Genomic DNA, 18,444 nt, shown 5'->3' with positions numbered 1-18,444 from the left:
CGACAAGGGAGTGTGCCTGAGCACCAGAAGCAGTGGGCTCAAGCAAGCGATATTCAGCATCCATATATCATTAGGCAAGCAGTTAGCGCCTTGTATCACTTACTGTTCTTGTCTAGGTAAGCTGTCAGCGCTTTGTACTGCTTGCTGTCCTTTTCGGCATAGTCCAGCGCCGTTTTACCGGACGCATCTTGGATTGAGGCATCCACATGGTGCTGGTTCAGCAGCTTGTCGATGTAAAAGTCATTTTTGTTGATGACGGCCAGGTGAAGCGGTGTCTGACCGTCGAAATTTCGCAGGTTATAATCAAGCTCTCCGGCTTTCCCATCCATCTGAACAAACGGGTCGTATAGGGAGGAATCGCCGTCTACGATCAAATAGTGCAGCAGCCCGTTGCCGGTTGTTTCATCCTGGGAATACAGTCTGGCTTCCCCGGCAGCAATAACAATATAAATCTTTTGCATATTCAATTCGCCGTTGACCTGGATCAGCTTCCCGAGATTTTTCACCAAATGGCGTTCTTGGGCAGGTGCTCCTTCAGACTCGGAAGGTGCAGTTGGGCCGACCGGGATGGCCTCTCCGTTCGAGGATTTTGGAATAATTCGTACCCCCTCGGTACCGACAGAGCCGACCTGATACCCAAGCGCTTCCGAGAAGTCCCGCACAGGGACATACAGCTTGTTCTGAATGACAACGGGAGGTTCGGACAGCTTGACCTCCGAGCTGTTCACGACAATTTTAGCAGGGGATGGGACGGCTTTCAGATATACAGCAGCGCCAACGGCGGTACCCGCTGTCAGCGTCACACCGACAATCGCGCCTAGTGCAAAAGCAGGAACAGAAGAGAAACGTTTTTTCATAATATCCTCCCACGGTGTTTATGGATTTTTACACCATTATATACCAATCCAGTATTATCTCAATTGAATGTCTGGATCAAAGACGACGGTTCTCTGTTCATCCAAAGCCAATTGTCAACAGATCAGCCTTCAACTGCTCCTTACTGGTAATGGTGTCAGGCTGGTTTGTCTTCATCTCCGTCGTCAGTTTATTCACTAATCGTTCGATTGATAACATATCCCGATATTCAGGCGGGGAGTAGTCTTCCCAGTATTGATCTTCGCTGATGCCCATCGTATCCAGCATGCGCAAGTGCTGCTCTTGCACCTGCCGCGGCTGGCTCTCAAGCGTCTTTCGAAGCTGCCTTGCTCTTTTAACTCCATCCTGAAGGCTTGCTGCAACGCCCTCGTCGTCAGCCAGCTGCAGCATCAATTCCTTTGTTGCCATCTCTTTGAGGAGTGTGGAGTCATCAGGCAGCGGCGTGTCGCTCTGTGTGAGGTTATTCTTATAGGCGGATAAATCTGTACGCGTGATGTAGGTGGAGCCGACTTGAATCAACGCCTGTCCATTCAGATCTTCGCGCATGCGATGTTTCTGGCCGGAGTGATCGGAAGCATCGGTAAAGCACAGGATGGTGCTTATCGTCAGAACGCTTGCTACGGCGACACTGAGAATGGTGATGAATTTACGGTTTAATTTCATGCTATCAATCCTCCTGGCATGAATAAATAGCAGCTTTAATACTAATATAGACGTTTCATCAACCTGAAAGGTTATGCAAAACTATGGAAAAACGCCTGAAGGCACGAAATCAAAAGTGCTTTCAGGCGTAGGTGGCCGCTGTGATAGGATCGGCTTCGTATTGATGCCTATTTGCGGAGCAGGCGGGATCTATGCGCGTATATGATCGCTTTGTCTGCCAGAAATGCAGCGTATAGAAGCAGAAAGACCGAATAAGGAAAGCCGGTTCCGTCCAGGCTTGGAACGAACCATTCGGCGGCAATGAAATACAGCAGTGTCAGCAGCACCGGCAGCTGCCGTTTCAGGCGGTATTTCCACACAGACCAGATCACGCCGGCAACCCCGGCGAACAGCATAACGAGGCGTACGGCATCCAATGCGGATTGTACGACTCTTCTTGCTTCCTCATTACCTATGGCAGCCGCATACTTGGAGGTGCGGCCGGCAAATATGCTTCGGAAGAGGTGAACCAAGGGGTTGCCTTCAATGTATCGGGATTCCAGCCACAGTGAGGCGAGGTTCCACGGCCCGGACATATACCTCAACCGATTAAAAAGCGGGATGTTCAGCCACCATGGAGACAGGATGAGCAAGTAACCGGCACTAATCAGAATAATGCCTCCGGTTACGATTTTGACCGGGCTGCGGTACTTGATCCAGAAGGGAATGAACAATACCGGGTACAGCAGTGCCTGCAGATTGTAACAAGCCATAAGAGCGGTAAGTGCACCGGCAGCGGCATACCAGCCAGCCTGCCTCAATTCAAGCGCTCCAATTACAGCGCAGGCCAGAAGCAGCATTAAGGTTTGCATCGTAATATCTGGCAGGATCAGACGCACTGCGCCGTAAGCCGGCCAGAACAGAGCATAGATGAAGCACGACAGAAAGGCGATTCGCGTATTGAACATGTAGCGGGACAGCACAAATACCAAGTAAACGGAAAAGGCATGAAAGATGCATTGGAGCAGCTGGTACGCGACCAGAGCAGCATCCATGCTGCCGAATAGGGCAGCAAGTCCGGCAATCATAAGCGGCACACCGGGCATGACGCTGGAGGAATGGTCTTCAAGGTCTCCACCGGGGTGGCTGATCATGGCCGCACTTTGGATATATCGTTCTTCGATTACACTGCTAATGCTCGGTGAGGGTTCATGTCGGCCAGTCAGCACCAGCAGACAGGACATCACCAGAACCGCTGCAATCAGTATCAGCAGTAACCTTCGCTGCACACGGTTTAACGTCCATATGGAAAACAAAGGCTCCACTCCACTCTTTATATAATCTGTAGGTTAATCACATACATACCCTTATATATTAAAGAAAATTCAAGGAAATAAAAAGGCTCCGCAAAAAACGGAGCCATAAGTTCAAATGACGTTCGATTTAACCAGGATCTGTCCCATTCTAGAAGCCGCTGTGATATTTATCGGCGCTGGAAGATCGTTTCTTCGATGTGCCGTCCCGCTGCTTCTCTTCCTGACGCTCCAGCCTGGCATCTTCCATCGGAATCGGGTCCACATGCTGCTCGCTCTCAAATTTATCGAACAGGCTTTCTTTTTCCGTTGGATATTGTTCAGGGTGATCCATGTTGCCGGGACCGTTATCAAGCGGTAGATCCTTCTTTTTATCAGCCACTGATCTCACCTCACTATCATTGTGATACTACCTTTATACCTTATTTGAGGAAGCATCAAACATCGAAATGACGGAGGGAGGGGGATGGTCCACTCAGGAGATCACAGGAGATCACTCAAAGTATCCACTTCATGATGTCTCCAAACCAGCTGCGGGCTGCTGCTGTGTTTCGGCTTTAAGCCTGAGATAATGAACAAACAGTTCAACAAGTTCCGGATCAAATTGTGTGCCGGAGCATCGGTGCAGTTCCTCAATCCCTTCTTCGAAGGTTTTGGTTTTCTGGTATGGGCGTTCCGTTGTCATCGCATCAAAAGAATCAATAATAGTCAGCATGCGGCACAGCTTGGGGATTTGAATGCCCTTGAACCCGTGCGGATATCCGCCGCCGTCGTAACGTTCATGATGCAATTCAATATAAGGAACCAGTTCCTTGAACTTCTCGTTGGTTTCCGCAATCCGTTTACCCCAGCTGACATGTCGTTTTACGGTTTCCCATTCCCCGGCAGAGAGCTTGTCCCGTTTGTTTAAAATACCCCAAGGGATTTCAAGCTTGCCAATATCGTGAATAAGTGCGCCGAGTACGAAATTGCGCCGCTCCACACTATCGAGTCCGAGCACTTCACTCATATCCATGGCGTAGCGGAAGACGCGCTTGGAGTGCTTGAATGTATCCACGTCTTTATACAAAAAGAGTTTAAGCTGCTGCTCGATATCGCGGACGTCATCCGCGAAGTCAATCTCGGATTCTTTATTGGCACCGCTGCCGTATACATGCACGTTGTTTTTACCCTGCTTCTTGGCGTAGTACAGCGCCTGATCGGCAAGCTCGACAAGCTGTGACTTGTCATGGATGTCAATCCGGTACGTGGCAATGCCGGCAGAGTAGGAGAGACACCCGGACGGGAAAATTTCGACCCCTTCGAAATAGGTATCGTTCAGCTTTTTGCGGAGCCTGTTAATGAAGGAACGGGCTTTGTTCTCATCATAGCCTGGCATGAGGATGGTGAATTCTTCACCGCCGAAGCGAGAGGCTACTACCTCTGCCACTTCGGATTCCACCTTTAGGTAATTGCCAAGGAACCCAAGGAGCATGTCACCCTTCAAATGCCCGAACTGATCGTTGTACTTCTTGAAATCGTCAATATCAATCATGGCCAAAGACAGTGGTGTATCATTTGCCTTGGCTTTCTTGATTTCGTCTTCAAGCAAATTTTCGAAATAGCTGTGATTATATAATCCTGTTCGCTGATCTTTGATTGCTTTTTCTTGAACTTCATTGTACATGGAGAATAATTGTTTGAAGGAATAGGAGAGCATAATACTCAAACCTATGAACAAAGTTAAGCCGAACACGCCATTATGAACGATAAGAACGGAAAGAACCATGGACAGGATGAGCGTGCTTAAATAGACAAGCAGGGTGTCTTTTATGAAGGATTTAAGGATGTCATATAAAGATCCCCGATATAGCAAATAATAGTAGAAACCAAGGAGAAACACGTTAATTATAAAATATACGAGCAAGGCGCCGAGGTAAGCTCCAAAATGATTGTTTAGAATAGGTCCTGTCTGACCTCCTGCAGCGTTGAACACAAGAGAGGATCCGACGATCATAAGTGTATATATAGAGAAGTTTACGAAATGCTTCCAGAATGGAATTTTTCTGTCATATAGTGCTATTGCCAGAGTGTTAAACAGAATGACAGAAAGAGCGAATGGTGCTCCGTATATGAAAATGCAAGCCAAATAAACAGACGAATCCATGGATTGCAAATTACCCTCAGGCGGTAGCTGAAAGGTGAAGTAATTTAATATTAGGGCGGCACCTAACATTGCATAAACCCATACCCACTGTGAAGGGGAGTAATATAAAAATTCTCCTCGATGTACTAGTAGAAAGGTTAAACAGCCCATAAGTGAAATAAACACAAAATACAGCTGTCCTGGAAGTTCTCGAGAAATCTTAGGACGCTTAAATATGGACATAACGGTTTCTCCTCAAAAAAGCATGGTGTATTCTCCACATTTTAAGATATAATGCGTCGCAAAACAACGAAAAAGATATAAAAAAACAGGCTGGAGTTCTCAGCCTGTTTTTTTGAAATAAGTCTTATTATCCCAATCTATAACCGGAAGTCAGAGCGACAACAACGGAAGCAACGATGATTGCATTCAAAACGATGCGGTTATACTTGATTTTATCAGTTTTCTTCATAGTTCTCCCTCCTTTCCAGATGGTATGATGTATTATTAATTTTGTGGTTCAACTTGTTCAGTAGTATCGGATTTTCGAATTATATTTTGAACGGTGGTATTCTTGCCGGAAGTCATGAGATGCACGATGTAGAGAAAAATACCAATGTTCATAATAATATCGCCGATACTGATTACCTGTGTTCTTGGATAGGGTGGGGATAACGGTATGATATCACCAAGAAGAGACAGGCGAGTGGAAGCATCCATTAAATAATGTTTGGTTGTAGCTGTCGCATCCATGAGCATGTCCACGTATATTGGATCAAGAACAGAAGCGGCACTCATGGATACGGGCATTCTGCCACCATTGACCGCCATGACGAGAAAGTTGAGGAAGACACCGGCTAATATACTGCCGAAACCTTTCTGATCCCGGTTCATCCAGAGGAAGATCATGCCGGCAACATAGATGAGCATAAAAATATATCCACTTGCGGCTGCCAGCCAATCAGAATTCTCTTGAAAACGGAATATGAGCAGCTGTACGATCAGGAGAATTGGGAAGATTAAGCCGCCCTTCAGACGTATCTTGCTGAATTGCAGCAGTCCGTGGCGGAGTCCGCCTCGTATCAGTCCGACAATTAACCCTAGTATAATGCCGTCAAATACCATGATAGAATTCCTACTTTCATAGTTCAGTATCTCTGTAATAAGATAATTCGACAGCGAAGTGGTAATTCCTGCAACCAGATTCAAATTTTATGGAAAAATTTCGGAGAATCATTTAAAAAGCTTGTCCCTTTATGTTTGAATCTAAGAGTTTATATACATTATAACAGATTAAAAGGATAAATCTTCCTACTTTTTTCGTGTTTCTATTGCAGAAAGAAGCAAATTCATGAACTTTACATACCTATGGGGGGTATAGTACAGTTAAAGTGTAACGAATATCATGTAAATAGGAGGACAACATCATGAAACAGGTGACATTGACAGTGGAGGGCATGTCTTGCAATCATTGCGTGAACTCGGTTGAAGGCGCGCTGAAGAGTGCGGGAGCGTCAGGCAAGGTCGATCTTGCATCCAATACAGTGGCTGTCGAATATGACGAGAGCAAGATTAGCCTTGAAGCACTGAAAGAAGCGATTGAAGAGCAAGGGTATGATATCGTATCCTGATGGAGCCCATTAAATTCCAAAGCTGAGAGCCTTGGCTGAATATGAAACCGGATGCCGGATACTGGCATTCCGGTTTTTTTGCTGTAAAGTCACAGGCTGTGTGAGCTTGCGCAGCCAGATTTGAAGTTTCATAATAGATGGAACCATTCTTATAGAACATGAAGGAGTGAGTACCCGATGAACGATACATTGTCACTGCTGATGAATCATCGATCGATTCGCAAATACTTGGACAAGCCGGTGTCGGAGGAGCAGCTAAGGGCCGTTGTGGCAGCAGGCCAGATGGCATCCACATCCAGTAATGTTCAAGCCTACAGCATCATTGCGGTTACCGATCAGGAGAAGAAGCGGCGGCTGGCCGGCTTGGCCGGTAATCAGGCCTATATTATAGAGTGCCCCGTATTCCTTGTGTGGTGCGCAGATCTTTACCGTTTGAAAAAAAGTACTGAGGCGCATTCGGGTGACAAGGAGACGTATGAAGATTCCACCGAGAATTTCATTGTGGCCACCGTGGATGCCGCTTTGGCTGCGCAGAATGCCGCGATTGCTGCGGAATCGCTGGGTCTTGGCATTGTGTACATCGGAGGGGTCCGCAACTCGATAGCTGATTTCTCCGAGGCATTGGAGCTGCCGGACCTGGTCTATCCGGTATTTGGCATGTGCCTCGGCTACCCGGACCAGGATCCGGGGCTTCGTCCACGCCTTCCGGTAGAAGCGGTCCTGCACCGGGACAGCTACAATCCGGGAGCCATTGAGGAAGTAAGAAGTTATGATCAGGTTTCCGCGGATTATCTATCCAAGCGGACAGCAGGCAAGAACAGCACGCCGTGGTCTGAACTTATGGCCAAACGCTTGGCGGAGCCGGTAAGACTGCACATGAAGGACTTTCTAAACGGGAAGGGTTTTATGAAGCGTTAGTATAATGAACAGAGCCGCTTTAGGGTTGCTTCCCGCAACCTTAAAGCGGCTTTTTCAATGTTTCCCTATATGGAGAGCGGTTCTTCATAATGCCTGTGCCATATCATTTGCCAATTCCCTGCTGACGGTATTGGCCAGGCGTGATTCCTTCGAGTTTTTTGAACATCCGATTGAAATAAGGGGGCTGATACCCCGCGGCTTCCGCAATCTCATGAATGCGAAGATCCGTGGTCAGCAGCAGCTCTTTGCAGCGGTTCATTCGGAACGTTGTCAGATAGTCGATATAATTGGTGCCCGTCATCTGCTTGAATGCTTTGCTCAATTGGGATGCGCTGACGCCGGCCTCCATCGCCATGACATCCAGGGAGAGGTCCTGCATCCCGTTCTGCTCGATTTGCTCCAGCACGTTTTCGACTAGCGATTTCATGGAGCTGCTGAAGTTCTTGGTCAGCTGCTCGAGGTAGGGCCCGATGATTTCGCGTTGGAACCAGTCCACACAGGCCTTCGGGTCCCGAAGCAGGGACATCTGTTCCTGCAGATTGGAGAAATTATACACCTGATACGGATTTAAACCGGCCTGCAGCATAGACCGGTGAACGCTTGTGATTAAACGCATGAGCCCATGATGGACATGCCACTCCGAGCCTCCTCCGGCCTGAAGCGACGTTACGAAGCGGCTTAGGGATCGAAGCGCATCCCTCTGAAGTCCGAGATTCAAGGCATGAATGAAATCCTGCTCCAATTCCAGCGGATAGTCGATCCAGTCATTTTTCTGGGAAAGCACCGTGTCCGCTTCCAGCAGCTGGCTGCCTGCATCGAAGGAGCGGTAATGCAGCGCCCTTTTGGCCTGCTCGAGAATATGAGGAACATCGGTCCAGGTTGAGCTCGGTCCCCCTAATACGATGGTTGCCGACATGCGGAGTGTATCGCGCAGTGCCCGTATGATCTGATCGCACAGCAGCTTCATCCTGTGCATCTGCTCGTCGGCTGTGTGGGAGTCTGGAACGATCAAGATGACACCGAAGGAGCCGTCGAAGAAATTGATGGGATGCATATACGCTCTTATGTCCTCGGCCAGCTCCTGGATGACGTTCAATGCGGCATAGGTAAGTAGATGCTGATCGTTTTCCGTTAGAGGCGCGCGGTCCTCCCCGTGAGTATGCTGCTGCAGCACCATCGCGGAGAAATGTTTATGGGTAATATCAAGCTCCATCTCTTGCAGCTTGACCACATACTCGGGCTCCGTCAGGTGAGAGGCTTGTCCGCTCAGAAATTGATTGATATAAGCTTCTCTGATCGAGGGCAAGGATCGCTTCCATTGATTTTGCAGTGTATCATGCGAGAATCGGTACTGTTTCCACTCGTGTTCAATATAATCCAGTTCATTGTATCGCGAGTTCTGCTTGCTCTGATCGCCGCCAATGATATTCAGCATCTTGCGGATCGGACGGTACATGCTCTTGGAGGCGAACCAGCTTGCGCCCAGGGAAGCCGCAAGCGCAAAGGCAAAACAGATCAGAATGATATGGGTATAAGGCTTCGTGGGAGCGATGATGTTGGATTGCGGCGTTCCGGACACATAGGTCCAATTCTGCTGCATTTTCTCAAATTGAACGGTATTCACCAGCAGTACATCCTGATCGACTGGAACCTTCATCCGCAAATGATTTGTGTGTTGGGCATTCTGAGGCAGCTTCAGCTGTTCCAGAATCGCACTCATCGCTTTTGGCATATTGCGGCTCATTCCGGATTCCCCGATGATATGGCCCTGGTCATCCAGCAGGAACGAGAGATTCTCGCTATTGCGGATCACATGCAGCTTCGACGGATCGATGTAGATGACAATCGCGCCGTAGGGTGTATGACCGTTGAACGGAAGTCTCATGACGAGTGCGTGTGAGGACCTCTCCTTATTGAAAGGCCGCTCCAGGTCATGGACCCAGAACATATCCGAATCCCCTTCCATGAGTTTGTTAAAGTTTAACGCATCCTGAGCCTGATCCAGCGTTCGAAGCCCGAGGTCGGGCTCCATGATTTTATTTTGTTTTTTGATGTAGAGATAGACCTGATCCACCAGGGGATCGGCGTTTTCCACAAGGTTCAGTGTATTAAACAGCTCGTTTGTCTCCTCGATATTCGATACAAAGTCCATGTCGGACAAGGAGGGCTTAAAATGCGGCTTCACGACCATATTGAGCGCATAATGGACCAACTGGGTGAATTGCTCGTCCACTTGTCTCGCGGCGTCAACCAGAGCTTCCTCGTTGCGCTGCTGATACTGGTTGATCATATGCTGGTTCCCCACATACAGGTAAACGGCGGTTATGGCTGAGATGGGGAGGCATGTCAACAGCACGGCAAGCGCGATGCTTCTCCAATACATAATACCTTTGAAACCGGATTCAGGATTCTGCTGCCTCATTACTTTAACCCCCTGTTGGCATAGACAATTCAAGGCTAAATCGTAGAAAGCCGGAAATGATTAAATACTATCATAGCGAATGAGCGGATTGGTTGAAAAGATCATATTTTCCTATTGGTGTTGGTGAGAAGCTGTTTATTCACCCAGGAAAAAAAGTGCAATCCAAGGAAATGGAACATAAGACATGCCTTGCAGAATCAGCACTCGCCGTGCACTGTATCGACCGGAGCCGGATTCAAGGTCCTGCGGAAAAAAAGTAGAATTGCAGGTAATTTTGCAACCGTTTACATTAAGGTTACGTTCCGATAACGGTATGTTGAACGACACGACAAGGCTGAAAGTGAGGGAGTAACGATGAAAGCACAAGAAACCGTTCGGTCGGCAAAAGGAAACAGGAGGCCGCCCATTCCATTGAAATCCAAAACAAAATGGGGACGAATATGGTCGGATGTTGCGCGTGACAAGTATTTGTATGTGCTGGCTTTGCCGGGCCTTATCTTTTTTATCATTTTCAAATATATTCCGATTACGAATCTCGTCATAGCCTTCCAAGAGTATTCTCCCTACTTTGGGGTGTTCGGAAGCCCTTGGGTAGGGTTTGAGCATTTCACCCGGTTTTTCTCCAATCATGACTTCTGGATGCTGCTGCGAAATACGTTAGCGATCAGCTTCCTGAGCCTGATTTTCTTTTTTCCGGCACCGATCATTCTATCCTTGATGCTGAACGAAGTACGAAGCTCCATCTATAAGAGGACCATTCAATCTCTGGTGTATATCCCCCACTTTTTGTCGTGGGTATTGATCTATGGCCTCACCTACCTGATGTTCTCGCAATCGGAGGGCCTGTTCAATAAGTGGTTAATCTCCATGGACTGGCAGACGGTTGATATTCTCTCCAACCCGAACTACTTCTGGGGCATGCTGACGGCGCAGTCCATCTGGAAGGAGATTGGATGGGGAACGATCATCTTCCTCGCCGCCATTGCCGGAGTGGATCCGCAATTATATGAAGCGTCGGTCATGGACGGTGCGGGACGGATGAGACGGATGTGGCACATTACCCTGCCCGCGATGCGTAACGTGATCCTGATTCTGTTGATTCTGCGCCTGGGCACGATCCTCGATACGGGATTCGAACAGATTTATCTGATGATGAATGCACCTGTCACCAATGTAGCCGAAGTGTTCGATACTTATGTGTACCGGGTCGGGATTCGTCAGGGTGAGTTCAGTTACAGTACAGCTATCGGATTATTCAAATCGATTGTCGGTGTCATTATGGTGGTTACGGCCAACCGATTGGCAAGGCGATACGGTCAAGAAAGCTTGTACTAACAGATCGGCGAAGACAAGGAGGAGTAAAGCATGCATGAGAAAGGATGGAAAACAAGGCTGTTTGGTCTTGTAAATAACAGTCTGCTGCTGATCATCGGTTTGGCAACGATATTTCCCATTTACTATACCGTTATTTTGTCGTTTACCGATCCCGTGGAGTATTATCAACGAAGCCTGATTCTGTGGCCGCGCGTTTGGACGCTGGATGCTTATAAGCATCTGCTGTCCAACGGCTTGTTTGTCACTTCGATCTCCGTTAGCGTGTTTCTGGCTACGGTGGGCACGCTGCTCAGCCTGCTCGTGACCGGGGGCCTGGCTTACGCGGTGTCCCGTAAACGCCTTCGATTTCGCAAGGCCATGATGGTTATGGTATTAATCACCTTTCTCTTTACGCCAGGGCTGGTTCCGCTGTACCTGGTCGTCCGTAACGTGGGACTCATTGACAGCATTTGGTCGCTTATCCTGCCCAGCTTGACCAGTGCGTGGTACGTGCTGCTCATGAAGGGATTCTTCGACAGCATCCCGGAAAGTCTGGAGGAAGCCGCGATGATCGACGGCTCCAATGATATCGGGGTATTTTGGCGGATTATCCTGCCGTTGTCGCTGCCTGCGCTGGTAGCCTTCGGGTTGTTCTTTGCGGTCGGTTATTGGAACACCTACTTCAACGCACTGATGTTTATTAATGACCAGAAAATGTGGCCGCTGCAGGTGCTGCTGCAGAATATGCTTGTAGATCCAACCACAATGGGTTCGGGCAGTGGCGGAGGATTCGCCTTCCAAGTGAACCGCCCCGTTCCAACGGAAACGTTGAAGATGGCAGCGGTTGTTATTGCAACCGTTCCAATCATGTTAGTGTATCCATTCCTGCAGAAACACTTCGCCAAAGGGGCGATGGTGGGCTCCGTCAAGGAATGAGTCGATATACGGTCTGTTTTTGCCACCATGATCAGTCAGGTCGAATAATTCTAAATAAGGGAGAAGGTCTAATGATGAACAACATGGAACCAAAGTCAGGTAAGCCGTTTTTAAAAATGACAGGGCTGCTGCTCTTGGCAAGTTCGCTCTTGCTTAGTGCTTGCGGCAGCGGGGCTGGTAGCGCCTCGAGCGATAACGTGGGAGGAACAGACAGCAGTGAACCTACCAGCATTACGATCCAGACCTTGAACTATGCCACCGAATTTATTGACAACACCAATCCGCTTTGGAAGGAGCTGGAGAAACACACCAATACCAAACTGAACATTACGTGGCTGTCCCCATCCACGGCTGAAGAGAAGATCAATGTCATGCTCGCATCCGGTGATCTTCCAGAGGTTACTTTTGTGGAAACGATGCAGAACCCTCAGCTTCAGAAGATGCTGAAGCAGGGGGTGTTCTGGGATTTGACGCCTTTTCTCAAAGACTACCCTAATTTAAATCGCGAAGAGTTGAAGGACATGTGGGAGATCACCAAGGTGGACGGCAAGAACATTGTCATTCCGCGATACTATCCAAGCTATGGCGGCGGTGTGTTCCCGATGATCCGCAAGGACTGGCTGGATGCCCTTCAGCTGGAAACGCCCAAGACACTGGATGAGTTTCATAATGTGTTAAAAGCTTTCAAAGAGCAGGACCCGAATGGTAACGGACAGGCTGATGAAATTCCATATGCGGCGAATCCCGGCGCACTTGCTTACATTTATAATCTCTTTAATGAAACGCAAGGGGCATGGAAGCTGGAGGCCGATAATACGCTGTCTCCTATCCTTACGTCGGACGAGTCCAAGGAGGCCATGTTGTGGATCAAAAAGGCCTATGAAGAAGGATTGTTCCCCAAAGATTTTGCGATCATGAAGTTCTCGCAGGTGATGGATACGATGCGAAGTGCCAAGGCAGGGGTAGGCGGCATGTCCATGAACCATGCGTGGGTAACTGGCGAAGCGGTGAAAAATGTGGATCCCAAGGCTGATTTGATGCCGCTTGCCTACTTGGAGAATCCAAACGGAGTGAAGTATACGCCTTCAGGATCTCCGTACTATGGAGTGTACCTGATTCCGAAGAAAGTGCCGGAGGCAAAAGTGAAAAAAATTCTGGAGCTCTTCGACTATGGCTACAGCCCGGAAGGAAATGAGATGCTGACCTACGGGATTGAGGGAGTCCATTACACCGTCGAGAACGGAAAGAAGGTTGCAACGCCGCAGGCCGTCAAGGATAAGACAGGTGACGGCAACCTGAACAATTTCATTCACCTTGTAAGTGACGACATGGCCATCAACGCGGTAGGGATGCCGGATGAAGTATACACACGGAACGTAGACATCGTCACGGAGCGCAAGACGGTGCAGGTTCCGAATCCTTCGGGAGAGTTGTATTCGGAAGCCTATAACAAATACTATCCAGAAATCTCCAAGAAAGTGGAGGATATGCGTGTCATGGTCATCACCGGGAAAGAACCGGTTGAGTCGTACGATAAATTGATTGAGACGATAAAAAATGATCCGAAAATGGCGGAAATTACGGAAGAGATGACGAAGGTATATCAAGAGAAGTTTGCAAAATAATGGAGTGATCCCAAACCCCGCAATGCGTGTGAATTCACGCATTGCGGGGTTTTTCGCGGGTGTTTTTCTAGAGGCATGAATATCGAAAACAGCCCCTCATGTTAAGTCTTTGATGTCTAATATCATACATCCTATAATTTTACATTAAAGTATAAAATATTACATGAGGGGAGGACATAAAGTCATGGAAACGAAGGAAGGCATAAAGTTTGATATCGAGCGAGAGCGGCACAAGCTTCACAAGATAAAGCAGCGGTATCGTGATTTTAATCATCCCAAAGTCCTCAGACAATCGATTGTGCTCGACGAACTGATTAATCAATATAATCGAGTCCTTAGAGAGAACAAGCCGATTGCTTGAACAATCGACTTGGCGTATGGATAGCTTTTCTTATAGGCCGTATAAGCGTACGGCATTCTCGTATAACCGCTCCCGCGCCGCAAGCACGGATACCCCTTGAAGCTCTGCCCAGGCAGCGGCAACGGCGGAGGTCATCCGAGGGTGGGTCATCTGCCCGGCAAAGGGACCTTCGAACGGCCAAGGTCCATCGGTCTCGGTCATAACAAGATGATCGGGGTATAGGCGAGCAATTTCACGAATTTCATCTTCATACAGGATATCAGGCGTAAAGGAGATATAATATCCGTTACCCGCCATCCGCAGCAAGGTGTCACGAGAGCCCTTAAACCAATGGAAATGGGCACGGGTGACGCCATATTTTTCGAGCAAGCGACATGCGGTTTCCGCATCTTCATATACAGCATGCAGAATCACAGGTTTATGATGCTTTTTCGCAAAAAGAATAAATTGTTCCAGTAGATATTCATATGGACGGTTATCCCACGAACGGCCCTCGGATTCAGCTTCTAATTTTGCATAATAGGGGAGACCCACCTCACCGACGGCAATCATGTCATCGGCATGTTCTTCCATCCAGTCCAGCAGCGCCTTCGTTTCAGCAGAGGAGGGGACAGGCTGCTCCGGATGATAACCGAATGCAGCCCGTACCATTGTTCCGTACAGCCGGGACAGCTCCAGATTCCGTTTGCAGGAAGCCAGATCCATAGAGACAGAGATGATGCTCTGAACCTCGCTATGCCGGATATCCGCCACAATCGCTTCCTGATCGGATAACGAATAACGGTCCAGATGAATGTGGGTGTCTAACAGTGGAGCTCCGGCCCCTGTTTGCGTTAGTGATTTCATCGTTACATACTCTTTCTACCAAGCTTTCTCGAAGCTCTGTGGCATTGATGTGATGGGAGCTGGATGATGAATGATTATTCTGTTTACGGTTCACGTTGTTACTGTCCGCGTTCTTGCTGCTCCTCCCGCATCATGGCGGATATTTCGGTTTTCAGCGTGATGAAGGATGGATCCAGCAGAATTTCCTCACGGCGTGGACGGGGGAACGGGACCTCGATTCGTTTTAAAATGGCCCCAGGCCGCGCCGACAGAATATAGATGCTGTCGGAGAGCAGAAGTGCTTCCTCAATATGATGGGTAATCATCAGCACCGAACGGCGCGTCTCCTCCCATATATCGAGCAGCCAGCGCTGCATATCACTGCGTGTCAGTGCATCGAGTGCGCTGAAGGGCTCATCCAGACACATCACTTCCTGCGGGCTCATCAATGCGCGCAGGAAGGCGGCCCGCTGCTGCATCCCTCCTGAGAGGGTATGCGGATACGCCTTCTCGAAGCCGGCAAGTCCGGCCCGTTCCATCCAGCGCCGGGCATTTGCCCTGGCGACGGCCTTCTGGGTGCCTCTGAGCTCCTCGGGAAGCAGCACGTTGTCCTCCACCGTTCGCCAAGGGAACAGGGCAGGCTGCTGAGGCATGTAGGCAATGAGCCCTTTTTTTCCCGTTACGTCACGACCATCCATGAAGACTGAGCCGGAATCAGGAGCCGTTAAGCCACCGATGATGTGGAAAAGTGTGCTTTTTCCGCTGCCTGACGGCCCGATAATCGAGACGAATTCACCGGGCTGTACCTGAAGCGCAAGGTCATCCAGCACATGAACCTCGCTGCGTCGGTCGCGGAAGGTTTTCCGAAGGTTTCGTACCTCCAGCGCAGGCGTCCGAGAGGCTTCCACGGAGGGGGGATTAAGCCCACCCTGGACCGGCGGAGCAACTTGTTGTGTCATATCGCGAAATACCTCCTTCATTAAGGATGATCGTGTATTGGCCCATGACTGCTGGGCATTAGCTTTTCCGGTTCCAACGGATCAGCCGTTTCTCCAGCAGGGTGATAAGCAGAACCATCAGCAGGCTGAGCAGGACGATGACCAGAATCGCAACGAATACCCGATCCGTGCGGTAGCCGGATTTTTGCAGCATCATGTAGTAACCGATTCCCCGGTCGGAGCCGATCCATTCTCCGATGACCGCACCCATGACGGAATAGGTGGCCGCGATCCGAATCCCGGAGAAGATGGAGGGAAGGGCATGAGGCAGCTCCAGCTTGGTAAAGATTTGCCATGATGTAGCCCCCGCCATCTGCATGTAATTCATCATGGTGCGATCGGTTCGGGCGAGCCCGTCCAGAGCCGCAATGGCCACCGGGAAGAAGCAGACCAGGGTAATCACAATAACCTTGGGCAGCATGCCGAAGCCGAACCAGATCATGAGGAGCGGCGCAAGGGCGATAGTCGGTACATTCTGGCTAAGAATCAGAAGCGGATAAAGAGCTGTTTTTAGAAAAGGCACCATATGCAGAGCCAGTGAAATCACAAGTCCGATTGTTGTTCCGATGATAAACCCGATCAAGGTTAGCTGCAGGGTGGCTAATGTATGCTGGAAAAGACCGGCAGCACCGGTAACTGCCTCGGATCCGATCGCCGTTGGCGCAGGCAGAATAAATTTTTCGATATCGAAGATCGATACCGCCGCCTGCCATACCAGCAAAAAGAAGAGGACCGCCACAACAGGCGGCCAGACGGAGCTCCACCAGCTTCTCATGGACGATATTTCTCAGTCAGCTTATCCATGCTGATGCCGCTCGGATGATGTGCGATTTTGACCTGGGATATGATGCTGGGACTTCCCGCATTCACCAGCGCCTCATGCATGCGCTCGACGATCTTTAGCAGCTCGGAGAGTTCTCCTTCCATGGTTGTCTCCAGTGCATGGACCTCGTACTTCACACCCGAGTCCTCAATAACCTTGATCGCTTCATCCACATAAGGGATGCTGTCCCGTCCACCCGGCGTCCGGGGTATCACTTGAATGCTCAAGAGGGTGTTCGCCATATATAATCCAACCTTTCGTGCAGCGATATGATTATGAAAGAGAGACAGCCTGCTGTCAGGCCGATTCTCTTCTTGATAGAAAAGACCTTATGGTTGTTCCGGTAAAAAATCATTGGTGAACGCGCGGTCTGCATCAAGCTCTTTCTCCAGCAGTTTGCGCTCAAACATCCAGTCGGCATACCCCGACCATACTTCGGCTTTCTGTTCACCCCAACGAGGCGCGTCATCCTGATAGCGGGGACTCAGCCATTTCTGGCTGGCCAGAACCAGCTCGGCATCCAGATCAGGCACGGCCTTCGAGAGCAGCGCTGCTGCATCCTCAGGATGCTCAATAGCATAGTTGTATCCTTTGGAAGTAGCCCGCATGAAGGCTCTGACAAGCTCAGGGTCCTCTTGGATCAGCTTCTCGTTGGTCACGATGACCGGCGTGTAATAATCGAGCTGGTCAGAGTAGTCCTTCACATAGATCATATCAAGCGGCTCATTGCGGAGCTCGGCTTCGATGCCCGTCCAGGCGTAGAAGATCCAGGCGAAATCAATGTCGCGTTTGACGGCAGTAAAATAATCGGCATCGCCCATGTTGACCATATTGACTTTGCTGACATCGGCACCGTCGATCTCCATGATGGATTTCATGACAGCTTCCTCAACGGGGGAGCCCCAGCCGCCATAGGATTTACCTTCGAAATCTCCAGCCTTCACGATCCCTTTGTCCTTGGGAGCGGCAAAGCCGGATGTATTATGCTGAATGATCGCCGCAATGGAGACGAGCGGCAAGCCTTGCGTTCTGGCGAGGGTTACCCCTTCCTGATAGCTTATGCCGAACGGCACGTTACCGGATGCGACCAGCGTATCCGTTCCACCGGCTCCCGGCTGGACGATCTGGACGTTGAGCCCTTCCTCCTCATAATATCCGAGCTCCTTCGCTGCATACAGACCCGTGTGATTGGTATTGGCGGACCAATCGAGCATCAGCTGCACGTCACGGAGTTTCCCAGGACTCTTGGCCTCTTCTCCTTCAGCGCCTGTGTTCTTGTTCTGTCCGCCTGTACCGCATCCCGCCGCAACCATCAGCAGGACACAAGCGAGAAGCAGGGGGACCCATCTTCCCTTCTTCATCGTGTCTTCTCTCCTTATGAGTTCTATTTCTATTACCTCGCAATTCCACAAAAAAAGCGCCCCGATAATCTCAGGACGCATGACGGCGTAAGTGTATAGTACGGCAAATATGGCTGCCGCAAACATTGGCTTCCTACGCTGGCATTACCCAGATCAGGTGTAAGGGTCAGTATCAAAGCGGATACACTCTCAGCCGGCTAAATTCCAGCTCCCCCGATATTTATGAAGTTTCGATCAGTACATCCGTTATTATAGTCCTAACACCAAGACCTGT

The 18,444-nt window shown here is 49.4% G+C and carries 18 protein-coding genes and 1 riboswitch; of the genes, 6 read left to right on the top strand and 12 right to left on the bottom strand.

The genetic code is table 11. The annotated features are described in order from the left end of the window. Positions 1-95 precede the first annotated feature (95 nt). The 6 genes from PGL02S_RS12980 to PGL02S_RS12955 all read right to left on the bottom strand — a co-directional run bounded on the left by PGL02S_RS12980 (position 96) and on the right by PGL02S_RS12955 (position 6,081). On the bottom strand, positions 96-857 hold the full coding sequence (locus tag PGL02S_RS12980) for a stalk domain-containing protein (RefSeq protein ID WP_036643854.1): 762 nt from the start codon (positions 855-857) through the stop codon (positions 96-98). Between the two features lie 97 nt (positions 858-954). Then, a complete protein-coding gene (locus PGL02S_RS12975; RefSeq protein WP_228029887.1) occupies positions 955-1,539 on the bottom strand; it encodes a SurA N-terminal domain-containing protein in 585 nt (194 codons plus the stop codon). Positions 1,540-1,706: 167 nt separating this feature from the next. Beyond that, positions 1,707-2,807 (bottom strand): ArnT family glycosyltransferase, encoded by a 1,101-nt coding sequence (locus tag PGL02S_RS12970; RefSeq protein ID WP_234972778.1) that lies wholly within the window; start codon positions 2,805-2,807, stop codon positions 1,707-1,709. Positions 2,808-2,982: 175 nt separating this feature from the next. After that, positions 2,983-3,213, bottom strand: coding sequence for a hypothetical protein (locus PGL02S_RS12965; RefSeq protein WP_006207941.1), 231 nt, complete (start codon positions 3,211-3,213; stop codon positions 2,983-2,985). Between the two features lie 129 nt (positions 3,214-3,342). Further along, a complete protein-coding gene (locus tag PGL02S_RS12960; RefSeq protein ID WP_036643851.1) occupies positions 3,343-5,199 on the bottom strand; it encodes a bifunctional diguanylate cyclase/phosphohydrolase in 1,857 nt (618 codons plus the stop codon). A 264-nt stretch (positions 5,200-5,463) separates the two neighbouring features. Beyond that, positions 5,464-6,081, bottom strand: a complete 618-nt coding sequence (locus PGL02S_RS12955; RefSeq protein WP_006207944.1) for a DUF5317 domain-containing protein — start codon at positions 6,079-6,081, stop codon at positions 5,464-5,466. 302 nt (positions 6,082-6,383) lie between these two features. Here PGL02S_RS12955 and PGL02S_RS12950 point away from each other — a divergent pair, with 302 nt between their 5' ends. Both PGL02S_RS12950 and nfsA read left to right on the top strand, forming a co-directional pair. After that, on the top strand, positions 6,384-6,587 hold the full coding sequence (locus tag PGL02S_RS12950; protein WP_006207945.1) for a cation transporter: 204 nt from the start codon (positions 6,384-6,386) through the stop codon (positions 6,585-6,587). Positions 6,588-6,764: 177 nt separating this feature from the next. Continuing rightward, complete coding sequence (gene nfsA / locus PGL02S_RS12945) at positions 6,765-7,505, top strand: oxygen-insensitive NADPH nitroreductase (RefSeq protein ID WP_036643848.1); 741 nt, start codon at positions 6,765-6,767, stop codon at positions 7,503-7,505. Positions 7,506-7,608: 103 nt separating this feature from the next. Here nfsA and PGL02S_RS12940 read toward each other — a convergent pair whose 3' ends face one another. Further along, positions 7,609-9,927 (bottom strand): helix-turn-helix domain-containing protein, encoded by a 2,319-nt coding sequence (locus PGL02S_RS12940; protein WP_036643845.1) that lies wholly within the window; start codon positions 9,925-9,927, stop codon positions 7,609-7,611. 354 nt (positions 9,928-10,281) lie between these two features. Between PGL02S_RS12940 and PGL02S_RS12935 the strand changes: the two genes are divergently transcribed. The 4 genes from PGL02S_RS12935 to PGL02S_RS12920 all read left to right on the top strand — a co-directional run bounded on the left by PGL02S_RS12935 (position 10,282) and on the right by PGL02S_RS12920 (position 14,163). Then, positions 10,282-11,262 (top strand): ABC transporter permease, encoded by a 981-nt coding sequence (locus PGL02S_RS12935; RefSeq protein WP_036643842.1) that lies wholly within the window; start codon positions 10,282-10,284, stop codon positions 11,260-11,262. Between the two features lie 30 nt (positions 11,263-11,292). Next, positions 11,293-12,177, top strand: a complete 885-nt coding sequence (locus PGL02S_RS12930; RefSeq protein WP_006207950.1) for a carbohydrate ABC transporter permease — start codon at positions 11,293-11,295, stop codon at positions 12,175-12,177. 71 nt (positions 12,178-12,248) lie between these two features. Continuing rightward, positions 12,249-13,802, top strand: a complete 1,554-nt coding sequence (locus PGL02S_RS12925) for an extracellular solute-binding protein (RefSeq protein ID WP_036643839.1) — start codon at positions 12,249-12,251, stop codon at positions 13,800-13,802. 184 nt (positions 13,803-13,986) lie between these two features. Beyond that, entirely contained in the window at positions 13,987-14,163 is a 177-nt protein-coding gene (locus tag PGL02S_RS12920; protein WP_006207952.1) for an aspartyl-phosphate phosphatase Spo0E family protein, read from the top strand. A gap of 30 nt (positions 14,164-14,193) precedes the next feature. Here PGL02S_RS12920 and PGL02S_RS12915 read toward each other — a convergent pair whose 3' ends face one another. The 5 genes from PGL02S_RS12915 to PGL02S_RS12895 form a co-directional block, all read right to left on the bottom strand. Beyond that, positions 14,194-15,009, bottom strand: a complete 816-nt coding sequence (locus tag PGL02S_RS12915; RefSeq protein WP_006207953.1) for a TatD family hydrolase — start codon at positions 15,007-15,009, stop codon at positions 14,194-14,196. Between the two features lie 98 nt (positions 15,010-15,107). Continuing rightward, positions 15,108-15,947, bottom strand: a complete 840-nt coding sequence (locus PGL02S_RS12910; protein ID WP_006207954.1) for an ABC transporter ATP-binding protein — start codon at positions 15,945-15,947, stop codon at positions 15,108-15,110. 58 nt (positions 15,948-16,005) lie between these two features. Next, on the bottom strand, positions 16,006-16,761 hold the full coding sequence (locus tag PGL02S_RS12905) for an ABC transporter permease (protein WP_036643837.1): 756 nt from the start codon (positions 16,759-16,761) through the stop codon (positions 16,006-16,008). Continuing rightward, on the bottom strand, positions 16,758-17,051 hold the full coding sequence (locus PGL02S_RS12900; RefSeq protein WP_006207956.1) for a thiamine-binding protein: 294 nt from the start codon (positions 17,049-17,051) through the stop codon (positions 16,758-16,760). The genes PGL02S_RS12905 and PGL02S_RS12900 overlap by 4 nt, the downstream gene beginning before the upstream one ends. 87 nt (positions 17,052-17,138) lie before the next feature. Further along, positions 17,139-18,170 (bottom strand): ABC transporter substrate-binding protein, encoded by a 1,032-nt coding sequence (locus tag PGL02S_RS12895; protein WP_036643835.1) that lies wholly within the window; start codon positions 18,168-18,170, stop codon positions 17,139-17,141. A gap of 113 nt (positions 18,171-18,283) precedes the next feature. After that, positions 18,284-18,395: riboswitch (TPP riboswitch) on the bottom strand. Positions 18,396-18,444: the final 49 nt, after the last annotated feature.

The organism is Paenibacillus glucanolyticus NBRC 15330, assembly GCF_004000885.1.
Taxonomy (GTDB): domain Bacteria; phylum Bacillota; class Bacilli; order Paenibacillales; family Paenibacillaceae; genus Paenibacillus_AQ; species Paenibacillus_AQ glucanolyticus.
The sequence above is the reverse complement of the archived record's forward strand: the minus strand, read 5'-3'. Positions and strand labels throughout refer to the sequence as shown.